Here is a 26,326-nt window from a genome sequence, read left to right on the forward strand (position 1 = left end):
ATTTAAGAGGCGGTATCTTTGTCTACGGGTAATTTGGATTTCGAACAGTTCCGGGTATTCCTGGAAAAAGCCTGTGGCATTTTGCTCGGTGAAAACAAGCAATATCTGGTCTCGAGCCGTCTCAACAAACTGATGGAACAGCAGGGCATCAAATCGTTGGGTGAGCTGGTTCAGCGCATCCAGACCCAGCCGCGTAGCGGTTTGCGCGAGATGGTGGTGGATGCCATGACCACCAACGAAACCCTGTGGTTTCGTGACACCTATCCGTTTGAAGTCTTGAAGAACAAGGTATTGCCTGAAGCGATCAAGGCCAGCCCCGGTCAGCGCCTGCGGATCTGGTCGGCGGCGTGTTCGTCGGGTCAGGAACCGTATTCGCTGTCGATGTCCATCGATGAGTTCGAACGGGTCAACATGGGCCAGTTGAAGATGGGCGTGCAGATCGTTGCCACCGACCTGTCCGGCAGCATGCTGACCAACTGCAAGACCGGCGAATACGACAGCCTGGCCATCGGTCGCGGTCTGTCGCCCGAGCGCCTTCAGCGTTACTTCGACCCCAAGGGGCCGGGGCGCTGGGCCATCAAGGCACCAATCAAGAGTCGGGTGGAGTTTCGCTCGTTCAACTTGCTGGACAGCTACGCAAGCCTGGGCAAGTTTGACATCGTGTTCTGCCGCAACGTGCTGATCTACTTCTCCGCCGAGGTGAAGAAAGACATCCTGTTGCGCATTCACAGCACGCTCAAGCCGGGCGGTTATCTGTTCCTTGGCGCGTCCGAAGCGCTGAACGGTTTGCCGGACCATTACCAGATGGTCCAGTGCAGCCCGGGGATCATTTACAAGGCGAAGTGATTCGTTGACGGCATAAAAAACGGGAGTCCATTGGGACTCCCGTTTTTTTATGCCTGGCGCTTTTGCATCACGTAGGAGCTGCCGAAGGCTCGGGCCGCGTTCGGACGATCTTTTGATTTTGCTTTTCAAGATCAAAAGATCGCAGCCTTCGGCAGCTCCTACGAGGGGGCGTGTCGCAATGTAGGAAAGCGGCAGAAAAGCGGCAGGCGGCGGAAATCGGTTGCCGCTTTTCTGGCATTGCCGCCTCGTCACTGCTCGCAAAGCCCCGGTTTACGGGCTTTTTTGAATTGGCACGCCGCTTGCTATGTTCACGTTACGAAAAATCAGGTCACCCGAAGGTTTCCCGACATGAGCATCAGCTTCGATAAAGCGCTCGGTATCCACGAACAAGCCCTGGGCTTCCGCGCTCAGCGTGCCGAAGTCCTGGCCAACAACATCGCCAACGCCGACACCCCGAACTACAAGGCTCGGGATCTGGACTTCTCGAAAGTGCTCGCCGAGCAAAACGAGAAAACCAAAAACGGCAAGTTCGCCTTGAGCATGACCAACAGCCGTCACATCGAAGCTGAAGGCCTGGGCAATGGCGACGAGTCGCTGATGTATCGCACGCCGATGCAACCGTCGATCGACCAGAACACCGTGGACGCCCAACTGGAACAGTCGAACTACGCGGAAAACGCGGTCAACTTCCAGGCCAGCTTCACCCTGCTCAACAGTAAATTCAAAGGGCTGGTGTCAGCCCTGCGCGGAGAGTAATTCATGTCCCTGTCCAGTGTTTTCAACATTGCCGGTAGCGGCATGAGTGCCCAGACCACTCGCTTGAACACCGTCGCCAGTAACATCGCCAACGCCGAGACTGTTTCGTCGAGCATCGACCAGACCTACCGCGCCCGTCACCCGGTGTTCGCCACCATGTTCCAGGGTGGCCAGAGCGGCGGCAGCGATTCGCTGTTCCAGAACCAGGACGCGGCCGGTCAAGGCGTGCAAGTGCTGGGTGTGGTCGAAGACCAGAGCAACCTTGAAGCGCGCTACGAGCCGAATCATCCGGCCGCCGATGCCAAGGGCTACGTCTACTACCCGAACGTCAACGTCGTCGAAGAGATGGCCGACATGATTTCCGCGAGCCGTTCGTTCCAGACCAACGCCGAAATGATGAACACCGCCAAAACCATGATGCAGAAGGTCCTGACCCTCGGTCAGTGATAAGGGGCGACTTTCGATGAGTGTTACCGATACCACCAGCGGCGTAAGTCTCAAGGATGTCCTGGCCAACTCTTCGGTCAAGACCACGACCACCAGTGATGGTCTTTCCGCGGCAACCAGCAGTGCCACTGGCAGCAAGGCATTAGGCAAGGATGCGTTCCTGCAACTGCTGGTCACCCAGCTGAAAAACCAGAACCCGCTCGATCCTCAGGACAACAGCGCGTTCGTAGCCCAGTTGGCGCAGTTCAGTAGCCTGGAAGGCATCACCACGCTGAACCAGACCGTCAGCGGCATTGCCGGCAACTACAACTCGTCGCAAGCCTTGCAGGCTTCTTCGCTGGTGGGCCGTTCGGTCATCGCGCAGACCGACAAGGCCGTGGTCGACACCTCCAAGAGCCTCAACGGTACCGTCGTGGTGCCGACATCGGTTTCCGCAGCCACCGTCAAGATCACCAACTCGGCAGGCACGGTCATCCGCACCCTCGACCTGGGTAGTCAAAACGCCGGTAATGCCAGCTTCATTTGGGACGGCAAGGACAGTTCGGGCGCGGTGGCACCGGCGGGTACTTACACCTTCGGCGCAACCAGCACCATCGACGGCAAGAACACCTCACTGATTACTTACCTGCCGGCAACGGTCAACAGCGTGACCATCAGCCAGACCGGCGGTGAGTTGATGCTGAACCTGGCAGGCCTGGGCAGCGTTGCCCTGTCCAAAGTGCAAACCATTGGTCTATAGAGCCGACTAACACGGCACAAAGGAGTGGAATATGTCTTTCAATATCGGCCTTAGCGGTCTCTATGCGGCCAACAAACAACTGGACGTGACCGGCAACAACATCGCCAACGTTGCGACCACCGGTTTCAAATCGTCCCGTGCAGAGTTCGAAGACGTGTACTCGGCCACTCGCCTGGGTACCGGCAGCAAGACCATCGGTAACGGCGTGCGCCTGGCCAACGTTTCCCAGCAGTTCAGCCAGGGTGATGTGAACAACACCGGCAACGTGCTGGACATGGGTATCCAGGGCAACGGCTTCTTCATCCTCAGCGACAACGGTTCCCTGAGCTACACCCGTGCCGGTGCGTTCAAGACCGACGCTCAAAACTATGTGGTCGATAACAACGGCAACCGCTTGCAGGGTTATGGCGTCGACTCCAATGGCAAGATCATCAACGGTGTGTTGACTGACTTGAAGATCGATACCTCGAGCCTGAAGCCGAATCCGACTACCAAGGTTGATCAGACGATGAACCTGAACTCGGCGGAAACCACGCCGACCGTGGCCCCGTTCAGCCCGACCGATACCAACAGCTATAACAAGACCATCTCCACCAAGGTCTACGACAGCCAGGGTAACGAGCACACCATGGACCAGTACTACGTGAAAACGGGTACCAACGCGTGGCGTGTCTATACCTACATGGACGGTCGCTCCCCGGCCAACCCTGCAACCACGCCTCCAGTGGCGATCACTGCTGACATCACTTTCAACTCCGACGGCAGCATCAACACGCTGACAGCCGGCGCTGGCTGGACCCAAACCGGCAACACGCTGACCATGACTGGTTGGGTGCCAGGAGCTGTGATCAATGCCGCTGCCATTCCGCCGACCTGGGGCCCGAACGGTTCCGTCGCGGCCACTGGCGGTATCGCGTTCAACATGGCGCTGACCACCTCTTACAACTCGCCAACCGCCCGTACCGCCCAATACCAGGACGGCTACGCCACCGGCCAGATCTCCAGCCTGACCATCGACGCCAGCGGCGTCATGACCGCCAACTTCAGCAACCAGCAAACCAAGGCCATCGGCCAGGTGGCTGTGGCGAGCTTCGCCAACGAGCAAGGCTTGCAGCCAATTGGCGGTACGCGCTGGAAAGAAACCTTCGCTTCCGGCGTGGCCGGTGTCGATGCGCCGAAAACCGGTACCCTGGGTTCGGTCGTGTCCAACTCGCTGGAAGAGTCCAACGTCAACCTGACCAACGAGCTGGTTGATTTGATCAAGGCGCAGAGCAACTACCAGGCGAACGCCAAGACCATCTCCACCCAGAGCACCATCATGCAGACCATCATTCAGATGACCTGATGCTGTATAGCGCTGCATAAAGAACCCCTCTCACGAGGGGTTTTTTTTGTCTTGCAGAATCAAGATCAAGAGATCGCAGCCTCGTTTCACTCGACAGCTCCTACAAGGGGCGCGGGATTTCCTGTAGGAGCTGTCGAGTGAAACGAGGCTGCGATCTTCTGACCTTAAAAGCAGGCAAAAGAAAACCCCCGACCAGCCAGAGGCTCATCGGGGGTTTCAGGTAAGCGCCCTGGAGCGCCTACCGGCTCAGCTTATTGGCAAGCTTCGCAATCCGGCTCGTCGATGGCACAAGCCTTCGGCACTGGAGCTGGACCGGCTGGGGCTGCCAGGACCGAGTCGTCACCGTGGTTGCCGCCGCTGGAAACAGCGTTCAGCTTACCGGTGTTGATGGTCGACTTCTCGGTGCTGGTCGCGGCCAGGGCACGGAGGTAGTAAGTGGTTTTCAGACCACGGTACCAGGCCATGCGGTAGGTCACGTCCAGTTTCTTGCCCGAAGCGCCGGCGATGTACAGGTTCAGCGACTGAGCCTGGTCGATCCACTTCTGACGACGGCTGGCCGCGTCGACGATCCACTTGGTGTCCACTTCGAAGGCCGTCGCGTAGAGCTCTTTGAGTTCTTGCGGGATGCGCTCGATCTGCTGCACCGAACCGTCGTAGTACTTCAGGTCGTTGATCATGACCGAGTCCCACAGACCGCGAGCCTTCAGGTCGCGAACCAGGTACGGGTTGATCACGGTGAATTCGCCCGACAGGTTCGATTTCACATAGAGGTTCTGGTAGGTCGGTTCGATCGACTGCGACACGCCAGTGATGTTGGCGATGGTTGCGGTCGGTGCGATGGCCATGATGTTGGAGTTACGAATGCCTTTCTGTACACGGGCGCGAACCGGTGCCCAGTCCAGGGTTTCGTTCAGGTCAACGTCGATGTACTTCTGGCCACGCTGCTCGATCAGGATCTGTTGCGAATCCAGCGGCAGGATGCCTTTGGACCACAGCGAACCCTGGAACGTCTCGTAGGCGCCACGCTCGTCAGCCAGGTCGCAGGACGCCTGGATCGCGTAGTAGCTGACCGCTTCCATCGACTTGTCGGCGAACTCGACGGCAGCGTCGGAACCGTAAGGGATGTGCTGCAGGTACAGAGCGTCCTGGAAGCCCATGATGCCCAGACCGACCGGACGGTGCTTGAAGTTGGAGTTCTTCGCTTGCGGCACCGAGTAGTAGTTGATGTCGATCACGTTATCGAGCATGCGCACGGCGGTGTTCACGGTGCGTTGCAGCTTGGCGGTGTCCAGCTTGCCGTCGACGATGTGGTTCGGCAGGTTGATCGAGCCCAGGTTGCAAACAGCGATCTCGTCCTTGTTGGTGTTCAAGGTGATCTCGGTGCACAGGTTCGAGCTGTGAACCACGCCCACGTGCTGCTGCGGGCTGCGCAGGTTGCACGGGTCTTTGAAGGTCAGCCATGGGTGGCCGGTTTCAAACAGCATGGACAGCATTTTGCGCCACAGGTCTTTGGCCTGGATGGTCTTGAACAGCTTGACCTTGCCCGGGTACTCGGTCAGGGCTTCGTAGTACTCGTAGCGCTCTTCGAAGGCCTTGCCGGTCAGGTCGTGCAGGTCCGGTACTTCGGACGGCGAGAACAGGGTCCACTTGCCGTCATCGAAGACACGCTTCATGAACAGGTCAGGGATCCAGTTGGCGGTGTTCATGTCGTGGGTACGACGACGGTCATCACCGGTGTTCTTGCGCAGTTCGATGAACTCTTCGATGTCCATGTGCCAGGTTTCCAGGTAGGCACAGACAGCGCCTTTGCGCTTGCCACCCTGGTTAACGGCGACGGCGGTGTCGTTCACCACTTTCAGGAACGGCACGACGCCCTGGGATTTGCCGTTGGTGCCCTTGATGTACGAACCCAGCGCCCGAACCGGAGTCCAGTCGTTGCCCAGGCCGCCTGCGAATTTCGACAACATTGCGTTGTCGTGGATCGCGTGGTAGATGCCCGACAGGTCATCCGGCACGGTGGTCAGGTAGCAGCTCGACAGCTGTGGACGCAGGGTGCCGGCGTTGAACAGGGTCGGGGTCGAGGACATGTAGTCGAAGGACGACAACAGGTTGTAGAACTCGATCGCACGGTCTTCTTTCTGCTTCTCTTCGATCGCCAGGCCCATGGCCACGCGCATGAAGAAAATCTGTGGCAGTTCGAAGCGGATACCGTCCTTGTGGATGAAGTAACGGTCGTACAGGGTTTGCAGGCCCAGGTACGTGAACTGCTGATCGCGCTCGTGGTTGATCGCCTTGCCGAGTTTTTCCAGGTCGAAGGACGCCAGAACCGGGTTCAGCAATTCGAATTCGATACCTTTGGCGATGTATGCAGGCAGTGCCTTGGCATACAGGTCGACCATTTCGTGGTGGGTCGCGCTGTCGGCGACACCGAGGAAGCCCAGGCCTTCGGCACGCAGGGTGTCCATCAGCAGGCGGGCGGTCACGAACGAGTAGTTCGGCTCACGCTCGACCAGCGTACGGGCGGTCATCACCAGGGCGGTGTTGACGTCGGTCAGGGCCACGCCGTCGTACAGGTTTTTCAGGGTTTCGCGCTGGATCAGCTCGCCGTCGACTTCTTCCAGGCCTTCGCACGCTTCGGTAACGATGGTGTTCAGACGACCCATGTCCAGCGGTGCGAGGCTGCCATCGGCGCGGGTGATGCGGATCGATGGGTGAGCGTTGACGGCTTCTTCGGCAGGGGAGTGCGCTGCGCGCTCTTTGGCGCGGGAGTCACGGTAGATCACATAGTCGCGGGCGACTTTCTGCTCGCCGGCACGCATCAGGGCCAGTTCGACCTGGTCCTGGATTTCTTCGATGTGGATGGTGCCGCCCGAAGGCATGCGACGCTTGAAAGTCGCGGTGACTTGTTCGGTCAGGCGGGCAACGGTGTCGTGGATTCGCGACGAAGCGGCAGCGGTGCCGCCCTCAACTGCGAGAAACGCTTTGGTGATGGCGACGGTGATCTTGTCATCGGTGTAAGGGACGACAGTGCCGTTACGCTTGATCACGCGCAGTTGGCCAGGCGCGGTGGCGGACAGATCCGAATTCGAATCGGTGGCCTGCGGCAAGGTGCCCTGCGGGTTCTCGCGAGTTGTGTCGGTTTGCATGGGGGGGTATCTCCACATTCTCTATGTTTGTTTGGGCACCATCACGGTGCCCACCGTTCTGTCCTGAAGCACTACAACCGGCGAGGGCCGGGCATACCAACTTCGGGACAGATCAGGAAGGGGGCTATTGGGCGCCGCTTCCATGCCGAAGTCTTTGGTGTCACGCCTTGGGCCTGAAACCGAATTCCGTTTTGAGTGGCAGTAAATGACTGCAACACCCGTACCGTTATCGCCGTTTCGGGCTTAAAAACAGTAGCCATCCGCACACGCGGTTTGGTCTTTCGAAAATACGTTTGGTTCAACCGGAAAGAGGCAATAAAAGCGCTTGAAATCGGTGTCCGGTTTGTGTTTGGTTTTTGGCGTAAAACCCTACATGTAGGGTTTTTTTTGCGCCGAGGTACAAGATAATGCGTTTTGGAGGGTGTTGCAACGTACTACCTGTGGATAAACCTGTGCGTAAATTGTGTGTGAAAGAGGGAACAGGCGTGTAGGCCGCGACCTAGCTGGAGCCGATCATTTTTCACTGATTTTCAGCGACAGAAAACAGTCATCCGGATTTTTAAGGGCGCGAACCCTATCACAAAAAACCGTCGTGTCCGAACGCATTTACCGGCTTGTGTTCCAGACGTGCGGCGTTTATACAATCGGCCCATGCAGATGCATTCTTATCCTCCCCAATCATTACAAAAAGACGGGTGGATCCTTCCTTATTGATGGTGTTGGCAAGCAGAGGTCATCGTGGAGCAAGAAGCCTGGCAGGTATTGATTGTCGAGGATGACCAGCGTCTGGCCGAACTGACCCGCGATTACCTGGAAGCCAATGGCCTGCGAGTATCGATCGAGGGTAATGGCGCCCTGGCCGCAGCACGCATCATCAAGGAGAAACCGGACCTGGTGATTCTCGACCTGATGCTCCCCGGCGAAGATGGCTTGAGCATTTGCCGCAAGATTCGCGACCGCTATGACGGGCCGATCCTGATGCTCACCGCGCGCACCGATGACACCGATCAGATTCTTGGCCTGGACCTGGGCGCCGACGACTACGTCTGCAAACCGGTGCGTCCACGTTTATTGCTCGCGCGTATTCAAGCCCTGCTGCGCCGCAGCGAAGCCCCGGAGGTGGCCCCGGAAAAACTCCGGCGCCTGCAGTTCGGCCCGTTGGTGGTGGACAATGCATTGCGCGAAGCCTGGCTGCATGACAAAGGCATCGAATTGACCAGCGCCGAGTTCGATTTGCTCTGGCTGCTGGTGGCCAATGCCGGGCGTATTCTGTCCCGCGAAGAAATATTCACCGCGCTGCGCGGTATCGGTTATGACGGCCAGGACCGCTCCATCGACGTGCGCATCTCGCGCATCCGCCCCAAGATCGGCGATGACCCGGAGCATCCGCGGCTGATCAAGACGGTCCGCAGCAAAGGCTATTTGTTCGTGCCGGAAGCCTGCACCCTGTGAACTCGATCTTCCTGCGTATTTATGGCGGCATGTGCGCGGCGCTGATTCTGGTGGCCGTGCTCGGTGTGCTGGCCTTGCACCTGCTTAATCAGGTACGCAGCGAGCAGTACCGCGAGCGCCTGGCTCACGGCACATTCTCGCTGATGGCCGATAACCTGCAGCCGATGAACGAAACCGAGCGCCACCGGGCCTTGCTGTTGTGGGAGCGCTTGCTCGGGATTCCGCTGGCGCTGAAGACGTTCCCCCAGACCGACCTCGACCTGACGCAGCGTACCCGCGTGCTGCACGGCCAGGCATTGGTGGAGCAGACCGGGCCGCACGCGGCGAAGGTTTATCGCCTGGTCAGCGACAAGGAACAACTGGTGCTCACCGGTGAAGTCCAGCAGATCAGCGAGCAACTGGCGCGGGCGACTATTTACCTGCTGGCCGATGAACTGGTGCGCTACCCGGTGGCCGAGCAGCCCAAGCGTCTGGAGCAGTTAAAGGAAGATAAGGGTTTCGGCTTCGATCTGCGGCTGGTGACGGTTGATGAGGCCGACATGGACGAAGACCAGAGCCGCCGCGTGTCTGAAGGCGACACAGTGATGGCGTTGGGCAAGGGCGGCGATTCGATCCGGGTGTTTGCCGGCATGGTCGGTACGCCGTGGGTGCTGGAAATTGGCCCGTTGTATCAGATGAATCCTTACCCGCCCGAGTGGCTGGTGCTGATCGCGGCCCTTGGCCTGAGCCTGATTGGTTTGATTGTCTATCTGTTGGTGCGGCAACTGGAGCGCCGTTTGCGCGGTCTCGAAGCCGCCGCTACACGCATTGCCAAGGGCAGCCTGGAAACCCGCGTACCGGCACGCGGCGCGGACTCGGTAGGGCGCCTGGCCTCGGCGTTCAACGGCATGGCTGAGCACTTGCAGCAATTGTTGGCGATTCAGCGAGAACTGGTGCGTGCCGTGTCCCATGAATTGCGCACACCGGTGGCGCGCCTGCGTTTTGGCCTGGAGATGATTGGCTCGGCCACCACGCCTGAGGCGCTGGAGAAATACCGCGAAGGGATGGACCACGACATCGAAGACCTCGACCGACTGGTCGACGAGATGCTCACCTATGCGCGGCTGGAGCAGGGCTCGCCGGCGCTGAATTTCCAGCGGATCGATCTGGATGCGTTGGTCAATCAGGTGATCGAGGAACTGGCGCCGTTGCGCGCCGAGGTCACGGTGCAACGCGGTTTGTGCCTGTCGGCCGCCGATTGCGACGGCGCCTGGGTTGAGGCCGAGCCGCGTTACCTGCACCGGGCGTTGCAGAACCTGGTGAGCAACGCCATGCGCCATGCCCATTCACGGGTGACCGTCAGCTATCAGGTGGGGCAGCAGCGCTGTCGGGTGGATGTCGAGGATGACGGGCCGGGTGTGCCGGAAACCGCGTGGGAGAAAATCTTCACCCCGTTCCTGCGCCTCGACGACAGCCGCACCCGCGCCTCGGGTGGGCATGGGCTGGGGTTGTCGATTGTGCGGCGGATCATCCATTGGCACGACGGGCGAGCGCTGATCAGCAAGAGCAAAAGCCTGGGCGGGGCGTGTTTCAGTTTGAGCTGGCCGAGGAATCAGGAACGGCGTTGAGGTTGGGTACGTGACCGGGGGGCTTCAGGCCTTGATACTGACCAGGCTCAACAACTGCCCATCCATCACCGCAAACTGCGCATCCAGCTCAGTGCCGCTATGCCATTCACTGGACAGGTCGGTCAGCAACCGCAACCGCACTTCACCGCCCTCGCTCCACTCCAGCACTTCGGCGTGTTCGAAATAGAAGCGCTTTTGGACGATCGGGTAGAGCGCCTTGAACAGGCTTTCCTTCACCGAAAACGTCAGCGTCACCACCATCGCCAACTGATCGCGAGCCCCGGCGGCCATGCGCTGCAACTCAGGCCCGGTGAGAATTTCCCCGGACAGGCGTTCGGCCCGTTCTGCGTCGAGCAGGTTTTCCAGGTCCATCCCCAAACCGCGCCAATGGGCCTTGTTCGCGACAATCGCCGCGGCCCGGCCGGTGCTGTGGGTGATCGAACCGCTGATATGCGCGGGCCACACCGGTGCGCGGTCTTCGCCAATGGCTGGAATGAAGCTCAGCCCTTCCAGCTGTTGCAACGCGGCCCGAGCGCAAATCCGCCCGGCAAGAAACTCGGCCTGACGCTTGGCCACCGAACGCTGGATGCTCGCGGGCGGCTCGATGGCGCTGCGCTGGAAATCATCGCTGGCCAATTGCTTGGTATCGAAGTGAGTGCCCAGCAGGACCGTATCGGGCAGCACAAACGGCAGCGGCCAATGGGCGTCGAGCGGGGTGCAGCAGGCGGGTAGGGCGGGGACGGGATTCATGACGGGCATTTTGCCGGGTTGCCTTGAGGCTGGGTAGTGGCTGAGGGCTTTTGTGGCGAGGGAGCTTGCTCCCGCTGGGTAGCGAAGCGGCCCCAAAACCTGCAACCGCATTTCGTCAGGTACAACGCGTTTGCCGCCTTTACGACTGCTTCGCAGCCGAGCGGGAGCAAGCTCCCTCGCCACAGGGAGCAATGCTGTCGGTGTGTCAGCCAAAGATCTTCTTGAAAAACGCTTGCATATCCGCCCACGATTTCTCATCGGCGGCCTTGTTGTAACCAATGTCCGGCCCGCCATGATCGCCGTGGCTCAGACGATCCGCATCAGGGTTGCTGAAGCCATGCTTGGCGCCTTCGAGGCTGACAAATTTATAGTCGGCACCGGCCTTGTCCATTTCGGCTTTGAACGCCGTCACGTTTTCCGCCGTGACCATGCTGTCCAGCGCGCCATGCTCCACCAGGATTTTCGCTTTCACACTGCCAGGCGCCGCCGGCGTATTGGTCGCCAGTGCACCGTGAAAACTCACCACGCCCGCCAGCGGCAAGCCCTGACGTGCGGCATTCAGCACCACTGCGCCGCCGAAGCAATAGCCGATGGCCGCCAGTTTGGCCGGATCGGTCTGTGGCTGTTTCTTCAGCAAATCGAGCCCGGCCTGAAATCGCGCGCTGGCTGCTGCACTGTCCTTCGACGCTGCTTGCATGAACGCCATGGCGTCCTTGGGGTGTTCGGTATTCTTGCCGTCGCCGTACATATCGATCGCCAGCGCGCTGTAGCCCAGACCGGCCAGATCGCGGGCGCGCCGCTTGGCGTAGTCGTTGAGGCCCCACCATTCATGTACCACCACCACACCCGGACGCGGACCTTTAATGGCGTCGTCGTAGGCGTAATAGCCAATCAGCTTGGTGCCATCGGCACTCTGATAGGGAATTTCCTGGGTCTTGATGGCGGCCTGGCTGACCCCGCTCATGGCCAGTAATACAAGGGCGAGCAACACACGCATGGCTGAATCTCCTTATAAACAAACGTCAAGACAGCGTAGTCGATTTGATTCAGCCCAGGTTCAGAGTGCGTTCAGGGGCTGTACAGGGTGAGGTCAGTAACCTTGCCCCGTACCCAAAAAGCACATAGCGCATGAGGAAATTCCCCAATGACTACATTGAAAAAACTGCTGCTGGCTTTCACCGTGATGGGCGCCAGTGTTGCCGCCCACGCCGACACCACCAATTTTGCCGGCCTGACCTTTGGCCAGACCAGCGACAAGGTTAAAAAATCCAGTGCCCTGAACGACAACCTCAACCATCCGAACGCCGACGGTGTGATCGGCAAGGACAACACCTGGGGTTTGCGTGTGGGCCAGCAAGACAGCCAGGGCCGCTACTACGCCACTTATGACAACGTGTCGGGCTCGCATAATGGCATTAAACTGCGTCAGGAAAACCTGCTGGGCAGCTACGATCTGTTTTACCCAGTGGGTGGCAGCACCAAACTGTTCGGCGGTGCCACGGCCGGTTTGACCAAAATGACCCAGGAATCGCCAGGCTTCAGCCGCGACAGCGACATCGGTTACGCCATTGGCGGCCAGCTAGGCGTGTTGCAGCAAGTTACGCAAAACACCTCGGTCGAGCTGGGTTACCGTTACCTGCGTAGCAACGCCAGCACCGAGATGAGCGAGCGCGGCGGTAGCAAACAGGGTTCGCTGGACTTGACCAGCAGCGCCCAGACGTACCTGTCCGCCAACTACGCTTTCTAAACAGCGTTTGGTTGCCAGTCAGTTAAGCCTCGCAACCTGTGGGAGCGGGCTTGACTGACCTTTGGAGATGTTGATTTGCCCCGGAGAGCCTTATGAAATTGCTGGTTGTCGAAGATGAAGCGCTGTTGCGTCATCACCTGCAGACCCGTTTGACGGACAGCGGCCACGTGGTCGAGGCCGTGGCCAACGCCATCGATGCGTTGCATCAGGCCGAGCAGTTCAACCATGACCTGGCGGTGATCGACCTCGGTCTGCCGGGCATGGGCGGGCTCGACCTGATTCGTCACCTGCGCTCCCAGGGCAAGACGTTTCCGATCCTGATCCTCACCGCGCGCGGCAACTGGCAAGACAAGGTCGAAGGCCTCGCCGCCGGTGCCGACGACTACGTGGTCAAGCCGTTCCAGTTCGAAGAGCTGGACGCCCGGCTCAATGCCTTGCTGCGCCGCTCCAGCGGGTTCACCCAGTCGACCATCGTCGCCGGTCCCTTGCTGCTGGACCTCAATCGTAAACAGGCGTCCCTCGATGACCAGCCGCTGGCGCTGACCGCCTACGAATACCGGATCCTCGAATACCTGATGCGGCATCACCAGCAAGTGGTGGCCAAGGACCGCTTGATGGAGCAGCTCTACCCGGATGACGACGAGCGCGATCCGAATGTTATCGAAGTGCTGGTCGGCCGCTTGCGCCGCAAACTCGAAGGCCCGGCCGGGTTCAAGCCGATCGATACCGTGCGCGGCCTCGGCTACCTGTTCAATGAGCGCTGCACTTGATTCGTTCCCTTCGTGTCCGCTTGATGCTCGCCGCCACCACCCTGGCGGTGTTGTTCATGCTGGCGTTACTGCCGGCGATGCAGGGCGCGTTCAGCCTGGCGTTACAGGACTCCATCGAGCAGCGCCTGGCGTCGGACGTCACCACGCTGATCTCCGCCGCCCGGGTGGATAACAACCGCTTGCAGATGCCGGCGCAGTTGCCCGATGAGCGTTTCAACCTCACCGACAGCCGTTTGCTCGGCTACATCTATGACCGCGAAGGTCACCTGGTCTGGCGCTCGAAGGCCACCCAGGAAGAGAACATCAACTACAAGCCGCGTTACGACGGGCGCGGTAACGAGTTCGCGAGGATTCGCGAGGCCAATGGTGAAGAGTTTTTCGTCTATGACGTCGAGGTCAAGCTGCTCGGCGGCAAAAGCGCGGCGTTCAGCATCGTCGCGCTGCAACCGGTGCGCGAATACGAAGTCACCCTCGAAGGCCTGCGGGAAAACCTCTACCTGGGCTTCGGTGCCGCGTTGCTGGTGCTGCTCGTCTTGCTCTGGGTCGGCCTGACCTGGGGCTTGCAGGCGTTGAGCCGGCTGAGCCAGGAGCTGGACCAGATCGAAAGCGGCACCCGCGAAAGCCTCAGCGAACAGCACCCGCGCGAACTCCTGCGCCTGACCGGCTCGCTCAACCGTTTGCTGTACAGCGAGCGTGAACAGCGCAGCCGTTATCGCGACTCCCTCGACGACCTGGCCCACAGCCTGAAAACCCCGCTGGCGGTGTTGCAAGGGGTCAGCGAAGACATGGCCCAAAAACCGCAAGAGCGCGATCAGGCCTGGGTGCTGCAAACCCAGATCGAACGCATGAGCCAGCAAATCAGCTATCAACTGCAACGGGCCAGCCTGCGCAAAAGTGGTCTGGTGCGCCATCAGGTACGCTTGCGCCCGGTGCTGCAAAGCCTCTGCGACACTCTGGACAAGGTCTACCGCGACAAACGCGTGCGGGTCGCCTTCGATCTGCCGGATCAGTGCTACGTGCCGATCGAGCAGGGCGCCTTGCTGGAAATGATGGGCAACCTGCTGGAAAACGCCTATCGCCTGTGTTTGAGCGAAGTGCGCATCAGCGTGCGCGAAACCCTCAGTGGCATTGAACTTTGCATTGAAGACGATGGCCCCGGTGTACCTCCGGACCAACGCGCGCGAATTCTCGAACGCGGCGAGCGCCTGGACCGCCAGCATCCGGGGCAGGGAATTGGCCTGGCGGTGGTCAAGGACATCATCGAAAGCTACAGCGCCAAGCTGACGCTGGGGGATTCGCCGATGGGCGGCGCGGCGTTCCGGATTCATTTTCCGGTGGTTTGATGTAGGGGCTTGGCCGAAAAGATCGCAGCCTCGTTGCACTCGACAGCTCCTACAGGGATTTGCGTCCACCTGTAGAAGCTGTCGAGTGCAACGAGGCTGCGATCTTTTGATCTTAAACGGCGATGTTTAAACGACACTTCCAGAAACTCACCCAACCTACACATCCTTGCGCCGCTGCCTACGACTACGCCAGAATCCGCCGGCTAGTGCGCCTGGGGCGTGGGCTATATCGTTTCCCTGTCGTTGACGAATCAGCGATCGGGTCTCGCAGCCCGTGTATCTCTAGACGCACAACATCCTCCGTTCACATTATGGCGGCTGTACGTGGGAGACCTTCGGGTCTGCCGGTTCTAGAGTCCCGGTCTGCGACCCGCGTATAGCTGCCACCTTCTTTCGTCTCGCAGCGAACAGTGGCGGCTCCATGACTCTAGGAGGCTTTATCCATGTTCAAACCAACACCTAATCCACCAGCACCCGACGACGTCTCCCCGTACGAATCCCTCGATTCAAAAAAACTCCACGAAGCCGCCGACCGCGCCCTCGATCATTACCTCAAACCGCCCACTCCCAAAGACACCAAGCGCAAACCCAGCACCATTTACCATGTGGGTGCGAAGGTCGATAACGAAACCCTGCTGGTCAACGCCTGCGAATCCCTGGCATCGGCGAGCGTGATGCTCAGTGAGTTCGCCGGGTTGATGGACATGCCACATCGCAACATGATGTTGGGGATTCAATCGGTGGTCATGCTCGGTGAGCTGGCCGTTAACCGAGTGCTGGATAACCTCGATCCGCAGGGCTAGGCAGCAAAAGCAAAATCAAAAGATCGCAGCCTTCGGCAGCTCCTACAGGGGATTGTGTTCGACCGCGATGTGGCGGCGAACACCGAATCCGTAGGAGCTGCCGCAGGCTGCGATCTTTTGATCTTAAAGCTCCTGAGCCCGATAGGCCCCCGGCGTCAACCCCGTCCACTTCTTGAACGCCCGGTGAAACGCCGAAGGTTCGGAAAACCCCAACTGCTCGGCAATCTGCTGCAACGACAGGTCCGCCCGCCCCAGGTGATAAATCGCGATGTCCCGCCGTAGCTGATCTTTCAACTCCTGAAAACTCGTGCCTTCCTCACGCAAATGCCGGCGCAAGGTTTGCGGGCTGATGTGCAGGTGCGCCGCCACCGCTTCCAGGTCCGGCCAGCGTGCGCTGTCGCGGCTGAGCAAGCGCCGCAACTGGCTGCTCAGGCTGTCGCCTTCGTCGGGGCGTGACAGCAGGTCGGCGGGGGAGCGTTCGAGAAAGTGCTTGAGGGTTCGTTCGTCCTGCAACAGCGGCATGTTCAGGTAGCGGCCGTGGAACAGCAGGCTACTCTGAGTAGTATCGAACGTTAGCGGGCAGGAAAACAGCAAGTCGTATTCGGCCCCGTGCTCGGGCCTCGGGTAGCTGAATGTGGCGTGCTCCAGACGAATGCGCTGGCCGATCAGCCAGCTGCCGAACCGATGCCAGATCACCAGCAGGCTTTCGCTGAGGAAGTGGTCCGGGTCCCACAGCGGCGAATCGTCGAGGCTCAGGCGAATCATCTCGCCTTCGCGGCTCAGGGTCAGACGCGGCGCTCCGGGAAACAGGCTGTAAAACAACAGGCCGCGATTGAGTGCTTTTTCCAGCGTGCGGCAGTGGATCACCGCGTGGCACATCATCGCGAAGCTGCCGGGTTTGCTCGGGGCCTGCCCGAAGCCCAGGTATTCGTCGTCCAGGGCCAGCCACAATCCCTGGATCAACCGGGTGAACTGTTCAGGCGCGATTCGGGCGCGCGGTTCTTCAAGCAACTCGGGGCTGATCCCCAGTTGCTGCAGCAGGCTCGAATAGTCGTAGCCACGTCGGCGCGCGCCGCCGAGGGCGGCACGGGCGAAATGGCTGGCGATGGTGCGTTCACGCATGGGGGCAGGTCCGTCCACTGAGCAATGGATGGTAGCGGTGCCCATCGACGATGAACAAGGCGGATATCCGCCAAATTGCAGGACGAGGTCAGGCGGGTTGGCGGATATCCGCCACATGGTTGTAACCGGTTGGTGACCAAAAGAAACCTGTAACCCTTGATGTCAAAAGGCTCGCAGGCTTTTTGGCGAATGTGGCACGCACCTTGCGATACAACGAGCAGATGCCTGCCGTTGCGCAGCTCGACAAAACAAATCCCTCCAGTGCAGGAGGGTTCGCAATTGAAGTGTCTTGGGCAACAGATGGATGTTGTCACCGGGCACTCTTGAGGAACTTTGCAATGACGACTCGTCAGCCACTGTACAAATCCCTGTATTTCCAGGTGATCGTTGCCATCGCCATCGGCATCCTGCTCGGTCACTTCTACCCGCAGACCGGTGTAGCCCTCAAGCCGTTGGGTGACGGGTTCATCAAACTGATCAAAATGATCATCGCTCCCATCATTTTCTGCACCGTCGTCAGCGGTATCGCGGGCATGCAGAACATGAAGTCGGTCGGCAAGACCGGCGGTTACGCGCTGCTGTATTTCGAAATCGTTTCGACCATCGCCCTGCTGGTCGGTCTGGTAGTGGTCAACATCGTGCAGCCGGGTAACGGTATGCACATCGATGTCACCACGTTGGATGCCTCCAAAATCGCAACCTACGTGGCTGCGGGTGCGGATCAAAGCGTCGTTGGCTTCTTGCTGAACGTGATCCCGACCACCATCTTCGGTGCGTTCGCCACGGGCGATATCCTGCAAGTGCTGATGTTCTCGGTGATCTTCGGTTTCGCCCTGCATCGCCTGGGTGCCTACGGCAAGCCGATCCTGGACTTCATCGATCGCTTCGCCCACGTGATGTTCAACATCATCAACATGATCATGAAGCTCGCGCCGCTCGGTGCCTTCGGTGCCATGGCGTTCACCATCGGTGCTTATGGTGTTGGCTCGCTGGTGCAGCTGGGTCAACTGATGGCCTGCTTCTACATCACCTGCCTGCTGTTCATTCTGGTCGTGCTGGGCGGTATTGCTCGCGCTCACGGCTTCAGCGTGCTGAAAGTGATTCGTTACATCCGTGAAGAGCTGCTGATCGTGCTGGGTACTTCCTCTTCGGAGTCGGTGCTGCCACGTATGCTGATCAAAATGGAGCGTCTGGGCGCGCAGAAATCCGTAGTAGGTCTGGTGATCCCGACCGGTTACTCGTTCAACCTCGACGGTACTGCGATCTACCTGACCATGGCGGCAGTGTTCATTGCTCAGGCCACCGACACCCACATGGACATCACTCATCAGATCACTCTGCTGGTGGTGTTGCTGCTGTCCTCCAAAGGCGCTGCTGGCGTGACCGGTAGTGGCTTCATCGTACTGGCTGCTACCTTGTCCGCTGTTGGCCACCTGCCGGTTGCCGGCCTGGCGCTGATCCTCGGTATCGACCGTTTCATGTCCGAAGCCCGTGCGCTGACCAACCTGATCGGTAACGCGGTTGCCACCCTTGTTGTGGCCAAGTGGGTCAAGGAACTGGACACCGACGTGCTGCAATCCGAGCTGGCCTCGGGCGGTCGCGGCATTGCCGACGAGCCTAAAGACGATGTTTTGGGCCACGTCGAAGGTGCAACCCCGACGAACGCCAAGTAAGCCCTGTAGTAATGAAAAACCCGCTTCGGCGGGTTTTTTCATGCCTGCGATTTGAGCGCAACGGTCAGCGTCACTGGCACATAAGGTGATTGCTGCAATGTCCCGGGCTGCCTAGGCTTGGGGGATTGCACTGGAGAACGCTCATGCTCGGTCCACTGGCATCACTCAAGGTTCTGGATTTCTCGACATTGTTGCCGGGGCCGTTTGCCTCGTTGCTGCTGGCGGACATGGGCGCCGAGGTGCTGCGCATCGAATCGCCGACCCGCATGGATTTGCTGCGGGTGCTGCCGCCCCATGATCAAGGCGTGTCGGCCAGCCACGCGTATCTCAATCGCAACAAGCGCAGCCTGGCGCTGGACCTCAAGCAGCCCGAGGCGCTGGAGGTGATCAAGCAATTGCTTGCGGACTACGACATTGTGCTGGAGCAGTTCCGCCCTGGCGTGATGGAACGGCTGGGCCTGGGGTATGAAGCCTTGAAGGCGATCAATCCACGGTTGATTTATGTGTCGATCACCGGCTACGGCCAGACCGGCCCTTACAAGGACCGCGCCGGCCACGACATCAACTACCTGGCGCTGGCGGGCCTTTCGAGCTACACCGGTCGCGCCGACAGCGGCCCGTTGCCGTTGGGCATGCAGGTGGCAGATGTCGCGGGCGGTTCGTTGCATGGGGTGATCGGGCTGCTGGCAGCGGTGATCGCGCGGCAGCAGACCGGGCAGGGACAGCATCTGGATGTGAGCATGACTGACTGCGCCTTCAGCCTGAACGCCATGGCCGGTGCCGGCTACCTGGCCTGCGGCGTTGAGCCGGGCAGGGAAGACCAGATGCTCAACGGCGGCAGCTTCTACGATTACTACCGGTCGCGCGATGGCCGCTGGTTGTCGGTGGGCAGTCTGGAACCGGGGTTCATGCAGCAACTGTGCACGACGTTGGGCCGTCCGGAACTGGCGGCCGAGGGACTGTCGTCCGACCCCGCTCGGCAACGGGCGCTAAAGGACGCGCTGAACATTGAATTCGAAAAACACGACTTTGCCTGGTTGTGTGAGCTGTTTGCCGGGGCCGATGCGTGTGTCGAGCCAGTGTTGAGTCTGGGCGAAGCGGTCGGGCACCCGCAGTTGCAGGCGCGGGAACTGGTGACTGAGGTGCCGCGGGGCGATGGCTCGACCCAGGCGCAGATGGCCTGCCCGTTGAAGTTTTCAGCAGGGTTGCCTGAGCCGCGGCACATTGGCGCCCGGCGGGGGCAGCATACGGATCAGGTGTTGGGGGAGTTGGGGTTTAGTGTTGAGCGGATTGAAGCGCTGCGGCGGGCCAAGGTAGTTATCTAGCGTCTGTCCCGGCCGAAATTCAACTTATTCGACTCGCATCTCCCCACTGAACACCAACGTACTGCGACAGCGCCGGCACAAATACCGCCGCCCCTGGCGTACCAGGCTATGGCGCTGGGCCGAAAACGGGAAATCGCTGTCGGCGCACGGGCATTTGTAGATGTAGCGGGTCACGCTGCGGCGTTTGACGTCATAGGTGTGGCAGCGGTTGGGCGGCAGTTCGTAGACGCCGCGCATGATCAGTTGCCATTCTTCGCCATGGGGCTGGATGCGGTCGCCGAACAGTTGATGGGCGATCAGGTGCGCGACTTCATGCGCCACGGTCTGCTTGAGGAAGTCTTCGGTGTTTTCCCGGTACAGCTGCGGGTTGAAGCGCAGCAGGTTCTCGTGCAAATGCGCGACACCGGCTTTTTGCCCGCGCAGCTTGAGGCTCACCACGGGGCGTTTGAAAGGTCGTTTGAAAAAGGATTCGGCTAGCAGGAAACAGTCTTCGACGCGGGTATTGAGTTGCTCGGGCATGCTTGATGGGTCTCCAAGGATGTCGAGTATGCCGCAACCCCGAGGGCTTGCGAATCGCTCAGGTGCCGAATGGTCGTTGCTCGCATTAGAAGGCCGCCTTGCGGCGGCCTGTAGTGGCGGAACGTGTTTTTATGTGGGGTTGTCAGTTGGTATAGACGGGGCCCACGCCCAGGCCCCAGACAATCACGGTAAACGCCATGATGGCCACCAGCACCACCAGTCCTACGGCGAGCACCGAGCTCGAGAACAGGAAACCCTCGTCCGATGGAATGTTCATGAACGTTGGTAGCCCCACATACAGCAGGTACACCGTGTAACAGACAGCCGCGGTGCCGACGATCATCCCCAGCCACAAGTGCGGGTACAGCGCCGCCAGGCCGCCGATGAACAATGGGGTCGCGGTGTACGTGGCGAACGCGATACAGCGAGCCAGGCTCGGGTTGGCGTCATAGGTGCGGGCCATCCAGTGAATGAAGGCGCCCATCACTGCGACACCGCCAAGCATCGCCAGGTACGACATGATGGTCATCCATAGCGCGCTTTCCATAGTCAGCATGACTGGCGCTCGATTACCGATGACCCAGCCGACTTGTGTGGTGCCGATAAACGCCGATATGGCAGGGATCGCCGCCAGAATCAGGGTGTGCGTCAGGTACATGTGGCTGATGCTTTCTTCCTCGTCGCCACGGATTTCTTTCCATTCCTGGTCAGGGTGGGTAAAGAGTCCCACTACGTGATGGATCATGCCAGTCACTCCTCTTGTTGTTGCCATCGCCCCCCAGCGGAGCGCTTACGGGCCAAAGTGGCCAGGTAAGAACAGGTCTGAATACGTGTGCGACCTTATGTCGCAGTATAGAAAGGAGTTACTTGCAATAGTGCGAGGGCTTTAGAGCAAATCGCGCTGTAAACAATCTTGTTAATCGCCGCAAGGTCTGTGCCGAATGGAACCTGTGGCGAGGGAGCTTGCTCCCGCTGGGGCGCGAAGCGGCCCCAAAACAGTCCACCCTGTTGTGTCAGGCAAACCGCGGCGGCAGGTTTTGCGACTGCTGCGCAGCCGAGCGGGAGCAAGCTCCCTCGCCACAGGGGTATGCTCAAGTCATATAAGTGCAGGCTTCGCCCCGTCAGGGTTTTTGCGTAAAATGCCGGCCTTTCGTCACACCTCACGGATTTCGCGTCATGGGCACTCTTACGGTCAACCAGAACAAACTGCAAAAGCGCCTGCGCCGCCAGGCCGGTGAGGCTGTTGCCGATTTCAACATGATTGAAGACGGCGACAAGGTCATGGTCTGCCTGTCCGGTGGCAAGGACAGCTACACCATGCTCGATGTGCTGATGCATTTGCAGAAAGTCGCCCCGATCAAGTTTGAGATCGTCGCCGTGAACATGGACCAGAAGCAACCAGGCTTCCCCGAGCACGTGCTGCCGGCTTACCTCAAAGAACTGGGCATCGAGTACCACATCGTCGAGAAAGACACCTACTCGGTGGTCAAGGAGCTGATCCCGGAAGGCAAGACCACTTGCTCGCTGTGCTCGCGCCTGCGTCGCGGCACGCTCTACACCTTTGCCGATGAAATCGGCGCGACCAAAATGGCCCTCGGTCACCACCGCGACGACATCGTCGAGACGTTCTTCCTGAACATGTTCTTCAACGGCTCGCTCAAGGCCATGCCGCCAAAGCTGCGCGCCGACGACGGGCGCAACGTGGTGATTCGCCCGCTGGCCTACTGCAACGAAAAAGACATTCAGGCCTACTCGGACCTCAAGCAATTCCCGATCATCCCGTGCAACCTCTGCGGCTCCCAGGAAAACCTGCAACGCCAGGTGGTTAAAGAGATGCTGCAGGAGTGGGAACGCAAGACCCCGGGCCGCACCGAGAGCATTTTCCGCAGCCTGCAGAACGTGATCCCGTCGCAACTGGCGGACCGCAACCTGTTCGACTTCACCAACCTGCGTATCGACGAAAGCGCGGCATCGCGGTTCGTCAACGTAGTGAACCTCTGAACAAAATTGTGGGAGCGAGCCTGTGGTGAGGGGGCTTGCCCCCCGTTAGGCTGCGAAGCGGCCCAAATTGCGGATGCACCAAAGATTTTGTGAGTGCTACGCACTCAAACGGGGGCAAGCCCCCTCACCACGGGGCTCCCATAGATCCGTTTCATCCCATAGGAGAGGGCATGCGCGATTACAAGTGGCTGCACGAATACTGTCTGAACCGCTTCGGTTCGGCGGCTGAACTGGAAGCCCATCTGCCGGTTCCCAAGACCCCGGCGCAATTGCGCAAGATCAGCGACGACCGCTACCTCTCGACCATGGCGTTGCGGGTATTCCGTGCCGGGCTCAAGCACAGCCTGGTGGATGCCAAGTGGCCGGCGTTCGAAGAAGTGTTCTTCAAGTTCGACCCGGAAAAAGTCGTGCTGATGAGCGCTGAACATCTGGAGCGCTTGATGCAGGACGCGCGAATTATCCGCCACCTGGGCAAGCTCAAGAGTGTGCCGCGCAATGCGCAGTTCATTCTGGACGTGGCCCATGAGAAGGGTAGTTTCGGTGCGTTGATCGCCGACTGGCCGGTAACCGATATCGTCGGCTTGTGGACCTACCTGAAAAAACACGGCCATCAGTTGGGCGGGTTATCCGCACCGCGATTCTTGCGGATGGTCGGCAAGGACACCTTCGTGCCGAGCTACGACGTGGTGGCAGCGCTGAATGCACAGCAGATCATCGACAAGGTGCCGAGCAGTTTCCGCGACCTGGCCACGGTGCAGAATGCGTTCAACCAATGGCACGAAGAGAGTGGTGGACGGCCGATGAGCCAGATTTCGATGATGCTGGCGTATACCGTCAATCATTGAGACCGGGTTGCGGCCTTCGCGGGCTTGCCCGCGAAGGCGTCAGATCAGGCGACGGAAATCTCGCCTTCCCCCGCCAACTTGCGGTTCAACTGATACCGCCACCGCACATACAGCATCGCCGAGCAGAACACCGCCAGGCTCGCGCCCATCTCCAGCAAACCGAACAGCTGCCGGTTCGGGTCATAGGCGGCCAATGCGCCTTTGATGAAATACAGGTTCACCACAAAACACATCCACGAATGCCCACGGGCACTGCCGACGATCATCCCCGGCGCCAGCAACAGCAGCGGCACCAGTTCGATCAGCAGAATCACCCACGGCCGCGCGCCATGCAGGTCGGCGAACACCAGGTAGTAGGCGCAAAGCAGTCCCGCCAGGCCGAAAAAGCACAGCAGGCTGATGACGCGCATCGTTCGTACACGCGGTTCGAGCCATTCGATGGCAGGCAAGACCTTAGGCTTCTTAGCCACGATGGCTCTCCAGTTTCTGCGCAGTCTTCGCCAGGCGAAGGCCCAAGGCACGGCACAGAGCGACTTCATGTTCGTTCAAACCGCTTTTGCCATCGGCCCCGGCGTGATGACTGGCGCCGTAAGGCGTGCCGCCGCCACGGGTTTCCAGCAGCGCCGATTCACTGTAAGGCAGGCCGGTGATCAACATGCCGTGGTGCAGCAACGGCAGCATCATCGACAGCAGAGTGGTTTCCTGGCCGCCGTGCAGGCTGGCGGTCGAGGTGAAGACCCCGGCCGGTTTTCCCACCAGGGCGCCGGTCAGCCACAGGTTGCTGGTGCCGTCGAGGAAGTACTTGAGCGGCGCCGCCATGTTGCCGAAGCGGGTCGGGCTGCCCAGGGCCAGGCCGGCGCAGTTCTTCAAATCGTCGAGGCTGGCGTACAGCGCGCCTTCATCGGGAATATCCGGCGCCACGGCTTCGCACTCAGTGGAGATCGCCGGCACCGTGCGCAACCTGGCTTCAAGGCCGGCCTGCTCGACGCCACGGGCAATCTGCCGGGCCATTTCATTGGTCGAGCCGCTGCGGCTGTAATACAGCACCAGAATGTACGGCGCGCTCACGGCAGCAACTCCAGTACATTCTCCGGCGGACGGCCGATGATGGCTTTGTCACCGACTTCGAGAATCGGCCGCTCCATGAGTTTCGGGTGTGCGGCGATGGCGGCGATCAATTGCGCCTCGCTCAAACTGCTATCGGCCAGGTTGAGGGTTTTGTACTCGTCCTCGCCGGTGCGCAGCAATTGCCGGGCGCTGATGCCGAGTTTGCTCAGCAGGCTCTGGATTTGCGCGGCGTCCAGCGGTGTTTCCAGGTAGCGGACGACCGTTGGCGTCAGGCCACGGGCTTCGATGAGTTCGAGCGCACCGCGGGATTTCGAGCAGCGCGGGTTGTGATAAAGCGTCAGATCGGTCATGTGCGGGTCGCTTCTTGCGTAAAGTGGCGGCTATTCTAACTGTGCGGCGCGTAATCCAGAACCTTGGGAGGCGATGGGTCGCAGGTGCATTCTATTTTTGACAAGGATTGAGACATGACAAGGCGACTGGCAGCAGCATTGGCGATCATGGGGGCGTTATTGCTGGGGGGCTGTGGCAACGACTATGGCATCGACCAGAATGGTCACAAGGTCGCCGCCGAGCGTCTGGACAAACAATGGCTGGTGCTCAATTACTGGGCCGAGTGGTGCAGCCCGTGCCGGACCGAAATCCCACAGCTGAATGTGTTGGCCGAGCAGCTCCAGGGCAAGAAGATCGGCGTGTTCGGGGTCAACTTCGACAATGTGCAGGGCGAAGAGCTCAAAGGCGCCAGTGAGAAACTGGGGATCAAGTTCACCGTGCTGGCCCAGGATCCGGCCGACCTTTTCGAATTGCCGCGCAGTGAAGCGCTGCCAGTGACTTACATCATTGATAACAAGGGCAAGGTGCGGGAACAGTTGATGGGCGAGCAGACGGCGGCGGGGGTGATGGCGAAGCTTGAGGCGTTGCAGGCGACCAACTGACCGAGCACCGACCTGTGGCGAGGGAGCTTTGTGGCGAGGGGGCTTTGTGGCGAGGGGGCTTGCCCCCGTTGGGCTGCGAAGCAGCCCTAAACCCTGAAACCTCGTTTCATCAGACATTGCGCGTGTACGTTTTGCGACTGCTGCGCAGCCGAACGGGGGCAAGCCCCCTCGCCACAAGTCACTTGGCTACAACCGAGGGGCATCAACCCTCTTCAAGCCACCAACGCAATGGCTTGCCTTCGGCCGGCCAGAAGCGCATCTGATCAATCGGTGAGACGTCCCAGCGCTGAACGTTTTCCAGCGCCTGCAGGAAGCGTTTTTCCTGCTCCATCAATGCCGGCGCGCAGAGTTTGCGGGTGCTGCCGATCTTGCCGAAGCTGAGCTTTTCACCTTCCAGGGAATATGGCGCGAACCAGTGGTTGCAGCCGCCGTTACCGTAGGCCCGGCCGTCGTCACCGAGCGTGATGGTCAGGTGGCTATAGTCCATCAGCGGACGTTCGCCGATCCACTCCAGAATGTAACTGCGGTTCTGTTGCAACTTTACCGGCTCGGCGGCGCAGCCCAGCAGGCTGGCACCGACCATCGTGGTCAGAGCAAGGCGTTTCATCACGCAGGCTCCTGGCACTTCGGGCACAGGTGTTTTTCGCCGGCTGCGGTCCAGCCCAGTTCGGCAATCCGTGCGGTGGCGGCCGGTTTTTCAGCCTTGTTGCCCAGCTTGGCGTCGACCGCGAACTCGAAGCTCAGCTCTTTGGCGCAGCTGTCGCAGTTGACTTTCCAGGTGTGGATCGCCAGTTCGCCGAACACCGGACCACTGGCCACCGCGACCCATTGGCCGGGCGGATTGATCAGGTGGCGAACCGTTTCGACAGTCAGGCGCATGGACAAGTCCTTGCTGCCTTTGAGGGTCACTACCAGCACGTCGTTATTGCGAATCGAACCGCCGTTGCCGGTGACTTGATAACGCCCCGGCACCAGGGCGCGGCATTCAGTGAGGGTGTGTTGTGGGTTCATCAGGCTGTAGCGGAAATCGTGTTCGACCATGGGTCCTCCAAATATGCGCGATATGCTAGCACGGGCATCAGCGCAGCAT

Annotated in this window: 27 protein-coding genes; 16 read left to right on the forward strand and 11 right to left on the reverse strand. The window is 59.8% G+C overall.

Annotation, left to right across the window (positions count from 1 at the left end; all coding sequences use genetic code 11):
- Positions 1-18 precede the first annotated feature (18 nt).
- From cheR to flgE, 5 genes are all read left to right on the forward strand, one after another.
- Positions 19-846 carry a protein-glutamate O-methyltransferase CheR gene (gene cheR, locus LOY36_RS06840; RefSeq protein WP_019582906.1) on the forward strand — a complete coding sequence of 276 codons (828 nt, stop codon included), beginning with the start codon at positions 19-21 and terminating at the stop codon, positions 844-846.
- Between the two features lie 348 nt (positions 847-1,194).
- Entirely contained in the window at positions 1,195-1,602 is a 408-nt protein-coding gene (gene flgB, locus LOY36_RS06845; protein WP_007937506.1) for a flagellar basal body rod protein FlgB, read from the forward strand.
- A gap of 3 nt (positions 1,603-1,605) precedes the next feature.
- Positions 1,606-2,049, forward strand: a complete 444-nt coding sequence (gene flgC / locus LOY36_RS06850) for a flagellar basal body rod protein FlgC (RefSeq protein WP_007937507.1) — start codon at positions 1,606-1,608, stop codon at positions 2,047-2,049.
- 16 nt (positions 2,050-2,065) lie between these two features.
- Positions 2,066-2,788: a flagellar hook assembly protein FlgD gene (gene flgD / locus LOY36_RS06855; RefSeq protein WP_019650364.1), complete on the forward strand. Its 723-nt coding sequence runs from the start codon at positions 2,066-2,068 to the stop codon at positions 2,786-2,788.
- Between the two features lie 31 nt (positions 2,789-2,819).
- Positions 2,820-4,133 (forward strand): flagellar hook protein FlgE, encoded by a 1,314-nt coding sequence (gene flgE, locus LOY36_RS06860; RefSeq protein WP_258672723.1) that lies wholly within the window; start codon positions 2,820-2,822, stop codon positions 4,131-4,133.
- A 251-nt stretch (positions 4,134-4,384) separates the two neighbouring features.
- On the opposite strand, the gene LOY36_RS06865 is transcribed toward flgE, so the two are convergent.
- A complete protein-coding gene (locus LOY36_RS06865; RefSeq protein ID WP_028938897.1) occupies positions 4,385-7,279 on the reverse strand; it encodes a ribonucleoside-diphosphate reductase subunit alpha in 2,895 nt (964 codons plus the stop codon).
- Positions 7,280-8,017: 738 nt separating this feature from the next.
- Between LOY36_RS06865 and LOY36_RS06870 the strand changes: the two genes are divergently transcribed.
- Together LOY36_RS06870 and LOY36_RS06875 are read left to right on the forward strand one after the other, a co-directional pair.
- Positions 8,018-8,731 carry a response regulator gene (locus LOY36_RS06870; protein WP_019650367.1) on the forward strand — a complete coding sequence of 238 codons (714 nt, stop codon included), beginning with the start codon at positions 8,018-8,020 and terminating at the stop codon, positions 8,729-8,731.
- Positions 8,728-10,338 carry an ATP-binding protein gene (locus tag LOY36_RS06875; protein ID WP_258672725.1) on the forward strand — a complete coding sequence of 537 codons (1,611 nt, stop codon included), beginning with the start codon at positions 8,728-8,730 and terminating at the stop codon, positions 10,336-10,338. The genes LOY36_RS06870 and LOY36_RS06875 overlap by 4 nt, the downstream gene beginning before the upstream one ends.
- Before the next feature lie 24 nt (positions 10,339-10,362).
- Here the strand turns inward: LOY36_RS06875 and LOY36_RS06880 are convergent, their stop codons facing one another.
- Together LOY36_RS06880 and LOY36_RS06885 are read right to left on the reverse strand one after the other, a co-directional pair.
- The gene (locus LOY36_RS06880) at positions 10,363-11,088 is read right to left on the reverse strand and encodes a 4'-phosphopantetheinyl transferase (protein ID WP_258672726.1); all 726 of its coding nucleotides are present in this window, start codon (positions 11,086-11,088) and stop codon (positions 10,363-10,365) included.
- A gap of 205 nt (positions 11,089-11,293) precedes the next feature.
- Positions 11,294-12,085, reverse strand: coding sequence for a dienelactone hydrolase family protein (locus tag LOY36_RS06885; RefSeq protein WP_258672727.1), 792 nt, complete (start codon positions 12,083-12,085; stop codon positions 11,294-11,296).
- A gap of 147 nt (positions 12,086-12,232) precedes the next feature.
- On the opposite strand from LOY36_RS06885, the gene LOY36_RS06890 reads away from it, so the two are divergent.
- The 4 genes from LOY36_RS06890 to LOY36_RS06905 all read left to right on the forward strand — a co-directional run bounded on the left by LOY36_RS06890 (position 12,233) and on the right by LOY36_RS06905 (position 15,751).
- The gene (locus LOY36_RS06890) at positions 12,233-12,835 is read left to right on the forward strand and encodes a hypothetical protein (RefSeq protein ID WP_064616496.1); all 603 of its coding nucleotides are present in this window, start codon (positions 12,233-12,235) and stop codon (positions 12,833-12,835) included.
- A gap of 92 nt (positions 12,836-12,927) precedes the next feature.
- Positions 12,928-13,605, forward strand: coding sequence for a response regulator (locus tag LOY36_RS06895; protein ID WP_007937523.1), 678 nt, complete (start codon positions 12,928-12,930; stop codon positions 13,603-13,605).
- Positions 13,602-14,948 (forward strand): ATP-binding protein, encoded by a 1,347-nt coding sequence (locus LOY36_RS06900; protein WP_258672728.1) that lies wholly within the window; start codon positions 13,602-13,604, stop codon positions 14,946-14,948. The genes LOY36_RS06895 and LOY36_RS06900 overlap by 4 nt, the downstream gene beginning before the upstream one ends.
- A 443-nt stretch (positions 14,949-15,391) precedes the next feature.
- The gene (locus LOY36_RS06905) at positions 15,392-15,751 is read left to right on the forward strand and encodes a DUF6124 family protein (protein ID WP_019581235.1); all 360 of its coding nucleotides are present in this window, start codon (positions 15,392-15,394) and stop codon (positions 15,749-15,751) included.
- Positions 15,752-15,874: 123 nt separating this feature from the next.
- Here the strand turns inward: LOY36_RS06905 and LOY36_RS06910 are convergent, their stop codons facing one another.
- Entirely contained in the window at positions 15,875-16,873 is a 999-nt protein-coding gene (locus tag LOY36_RS06910; protein ID WP_258672729.1) for an AraC family transcriptional regulator, read from the reverse strand.
- Positions 16,874-17,211: 338 nt separating this feature from the next.
- Here LOY36_RS06910 and LOY36_RS06915 point away from each other — a divergent pair, with 338 nt between their 5' ends.
- Together LOY36_RS06915 and LOY36_RS06920 are read left to right on the forward strand one after the other, a co-directional pair.
- Positions 17,212-18,546, forward strand: a complete 1,335-nt coding sequence (locus LOY36_RS06915) for a dicarboxylate/amino acid:cation symporter (protein WP_019650372.1) — start codon at positions 17,212-17,214, stop codon at positions 18,544-18,546.
- A 143-nt stretch (positions 18,547-18,689) separates the two neighbouring features.
- Positions 18,690-19,871 carry a CaiB/BaiF CoA-transferase family protein gene (locus tag LOY36_RS06920; protein WP_258672730.1) on the forward strand — a complete coding sequence of 394 codons (1,182 nt, stop codon included), beginning with the start codon at positions 18,690-18,692 and terminating at the stop codon, positions 19,869-19,871.
- 24 nt (positions 19,872-19,895) lie between these two features.
- Here the strand turns inward: LOY36_RS06920 and LOY36_RS06925 are convergent, their stop codons facing one another.
- Positions 19,896-20,390 carry a SprT family zinc-dependent metalloprotease gene (locus tag LOY36_RS06925; RefSeq protein ID WP_258672732.1) on the reverse strand — a complete coding sequence of 165 codons (495 nt, stop codon included), beginning with the start codon at positions 20,388-20,390 and terminating at the stop codon, positions 19,896-19,898.
- A gap of 142 nt (positions 20,391-20,532) precedes the next feature.
- A complete protein-coding gene (locus LOY36_RS06930) occupies positions 20,533-21,135 on the reverse strand; it encodes a Yip1 family protein (RefSeq protein ID WP_019581231.1) in 603 nt (200 codons plus the stop codon).
- Between the two features lie 431 nt (positions 21,136-21,566).
- Between LOY36_RS06930 and ttcA the strand changes: the two genes are divergently transcribed.
- Positions 21,567-22,391, forward strand: coding sequence for a tRNA 2-thiocytidine(32) synthetase TtcA (gene ttcA / locus LOY36_RS06935; protein ID WP_007937538.1), 825 nt, complete (start codon positions 21,567-21,569; stop codon positions 22,389-22,391).
- Positions 22,392-22,561: 170 nt separating this feature from the next.
- Entirely contained in the window at positions 22,562-23,236 is a 675-nt protein-coding gene (locus tag LOY36_RS06940) for a DNA-3-methyladenine glycosylase I (RefSeq protein ID WP_258672735.1), read from the forward strand.
- A 44-nt stretch (positions 23,237-23,280) separates the two neighbouring features.
- Here the strand turns inward: LOY36_RS06940 and LOY36_RS06945 are convergent, their stop codons facing one another.
- The 3 genes from LOY36_RS06945 to arsC are packed head-to-tail and all read right to left on the reverse strand — an operon-like array spanning position 23,281 to position 24,654.
- Positions 23,281-23,706 (reverse strand): DUF2069 domain-containing protein, encoded by a 426-nt coding sequence (locus LOY36_RS06945; protein WP_019650376.1) that lies wholly within the window; start codon positions 23,704-23,706, stop codon positions 23,281-23,283.
- Complete coding sequence (wrbA, locus tag LOY36_RS06950) at positions 23,699-24,304, reverse strand: NAD(P)H:quinone oxidoreductase (protein ID WP_018926302.1); 606 nt, start codon at positions 24,302-24,304, stop codon at positions 23,699-23,701. The genes LOY36_RS06945 and wrbA overlap by 8 nt, the downstream gene beginning before the upstream one ends.
- On the reverse strand, positions 24,301-24,654 hold the full coding sequence (gene arsC / locus LOY36_RS06955) for an arsenate reductase (glutaredoxin) (RefSeq protein ID WP_018926301.1): 354 nt from the start codon (positions 24,652-24,654) through the stop codon (positions 24,301-24,303). The genes wrbA and arsC overlap by 4 nt, the downstream gene beginning before the upstream one ends.
- Positions 24,655-24,768: 114 nt before the next feature.
- Between arsC and LOY36_RS06960 the strand changes: the two genes are divergently transcribed.
- Positions 24,769-25,236, forward strand: a complete 468-nt coding sequence (locus LOY36_RS06960; RefSeq protein ID WP_018926300.1) for a TlpA disulfide reductase family protein — start codon at positions 24,769-24,771, stop codon at positions 25,234-25,236.
- A gap of 202 nt (positions 25,237-25,438) precedes the next feature.
- Here LOY36_RS06960 and LOY36_RS06965 read toward each other — a convergent pair whose 3' ends face one another.
- The gene (locus LOY36_RS06965) at positions 25,439-25,843 is read right to left on the reverse strand and encodes an META domain-containing protein (protein WP_007937547.1); all 405 of its coding nucleotides are present in this window, start codon (positions 25,841-25,843) and stop codon (positions 25,439-25,441) included.
- A complete protein-coding gene (locus LOY36_RS06970) occupies positions 25,843-26,277 on the reverse strand; it encodes a hypothetical protein (RefSeq protein WP_018926299.1) in 435 nt (144 codons plus the stop codon). Before LOY36_RS06970 ends, LOY36_RS06965 begins: the two co-directional genes overlap by 1 nt.
- Between the last annotated feature and the right edge of the window lie 49 nt (positions 26,278-26,326).

The sequence above is a fragment of the Pseudomonas sp. B21-019 genome, assembly GCF_024749225.1.
In the GTDB taxonomy this organism is placed as follows: domain Bacteria; phylum Pseudomonadota; class Gammaproteobacteria; order Pseudomonadales; family Pseudomonadaceae; genus Aquipseudomonas.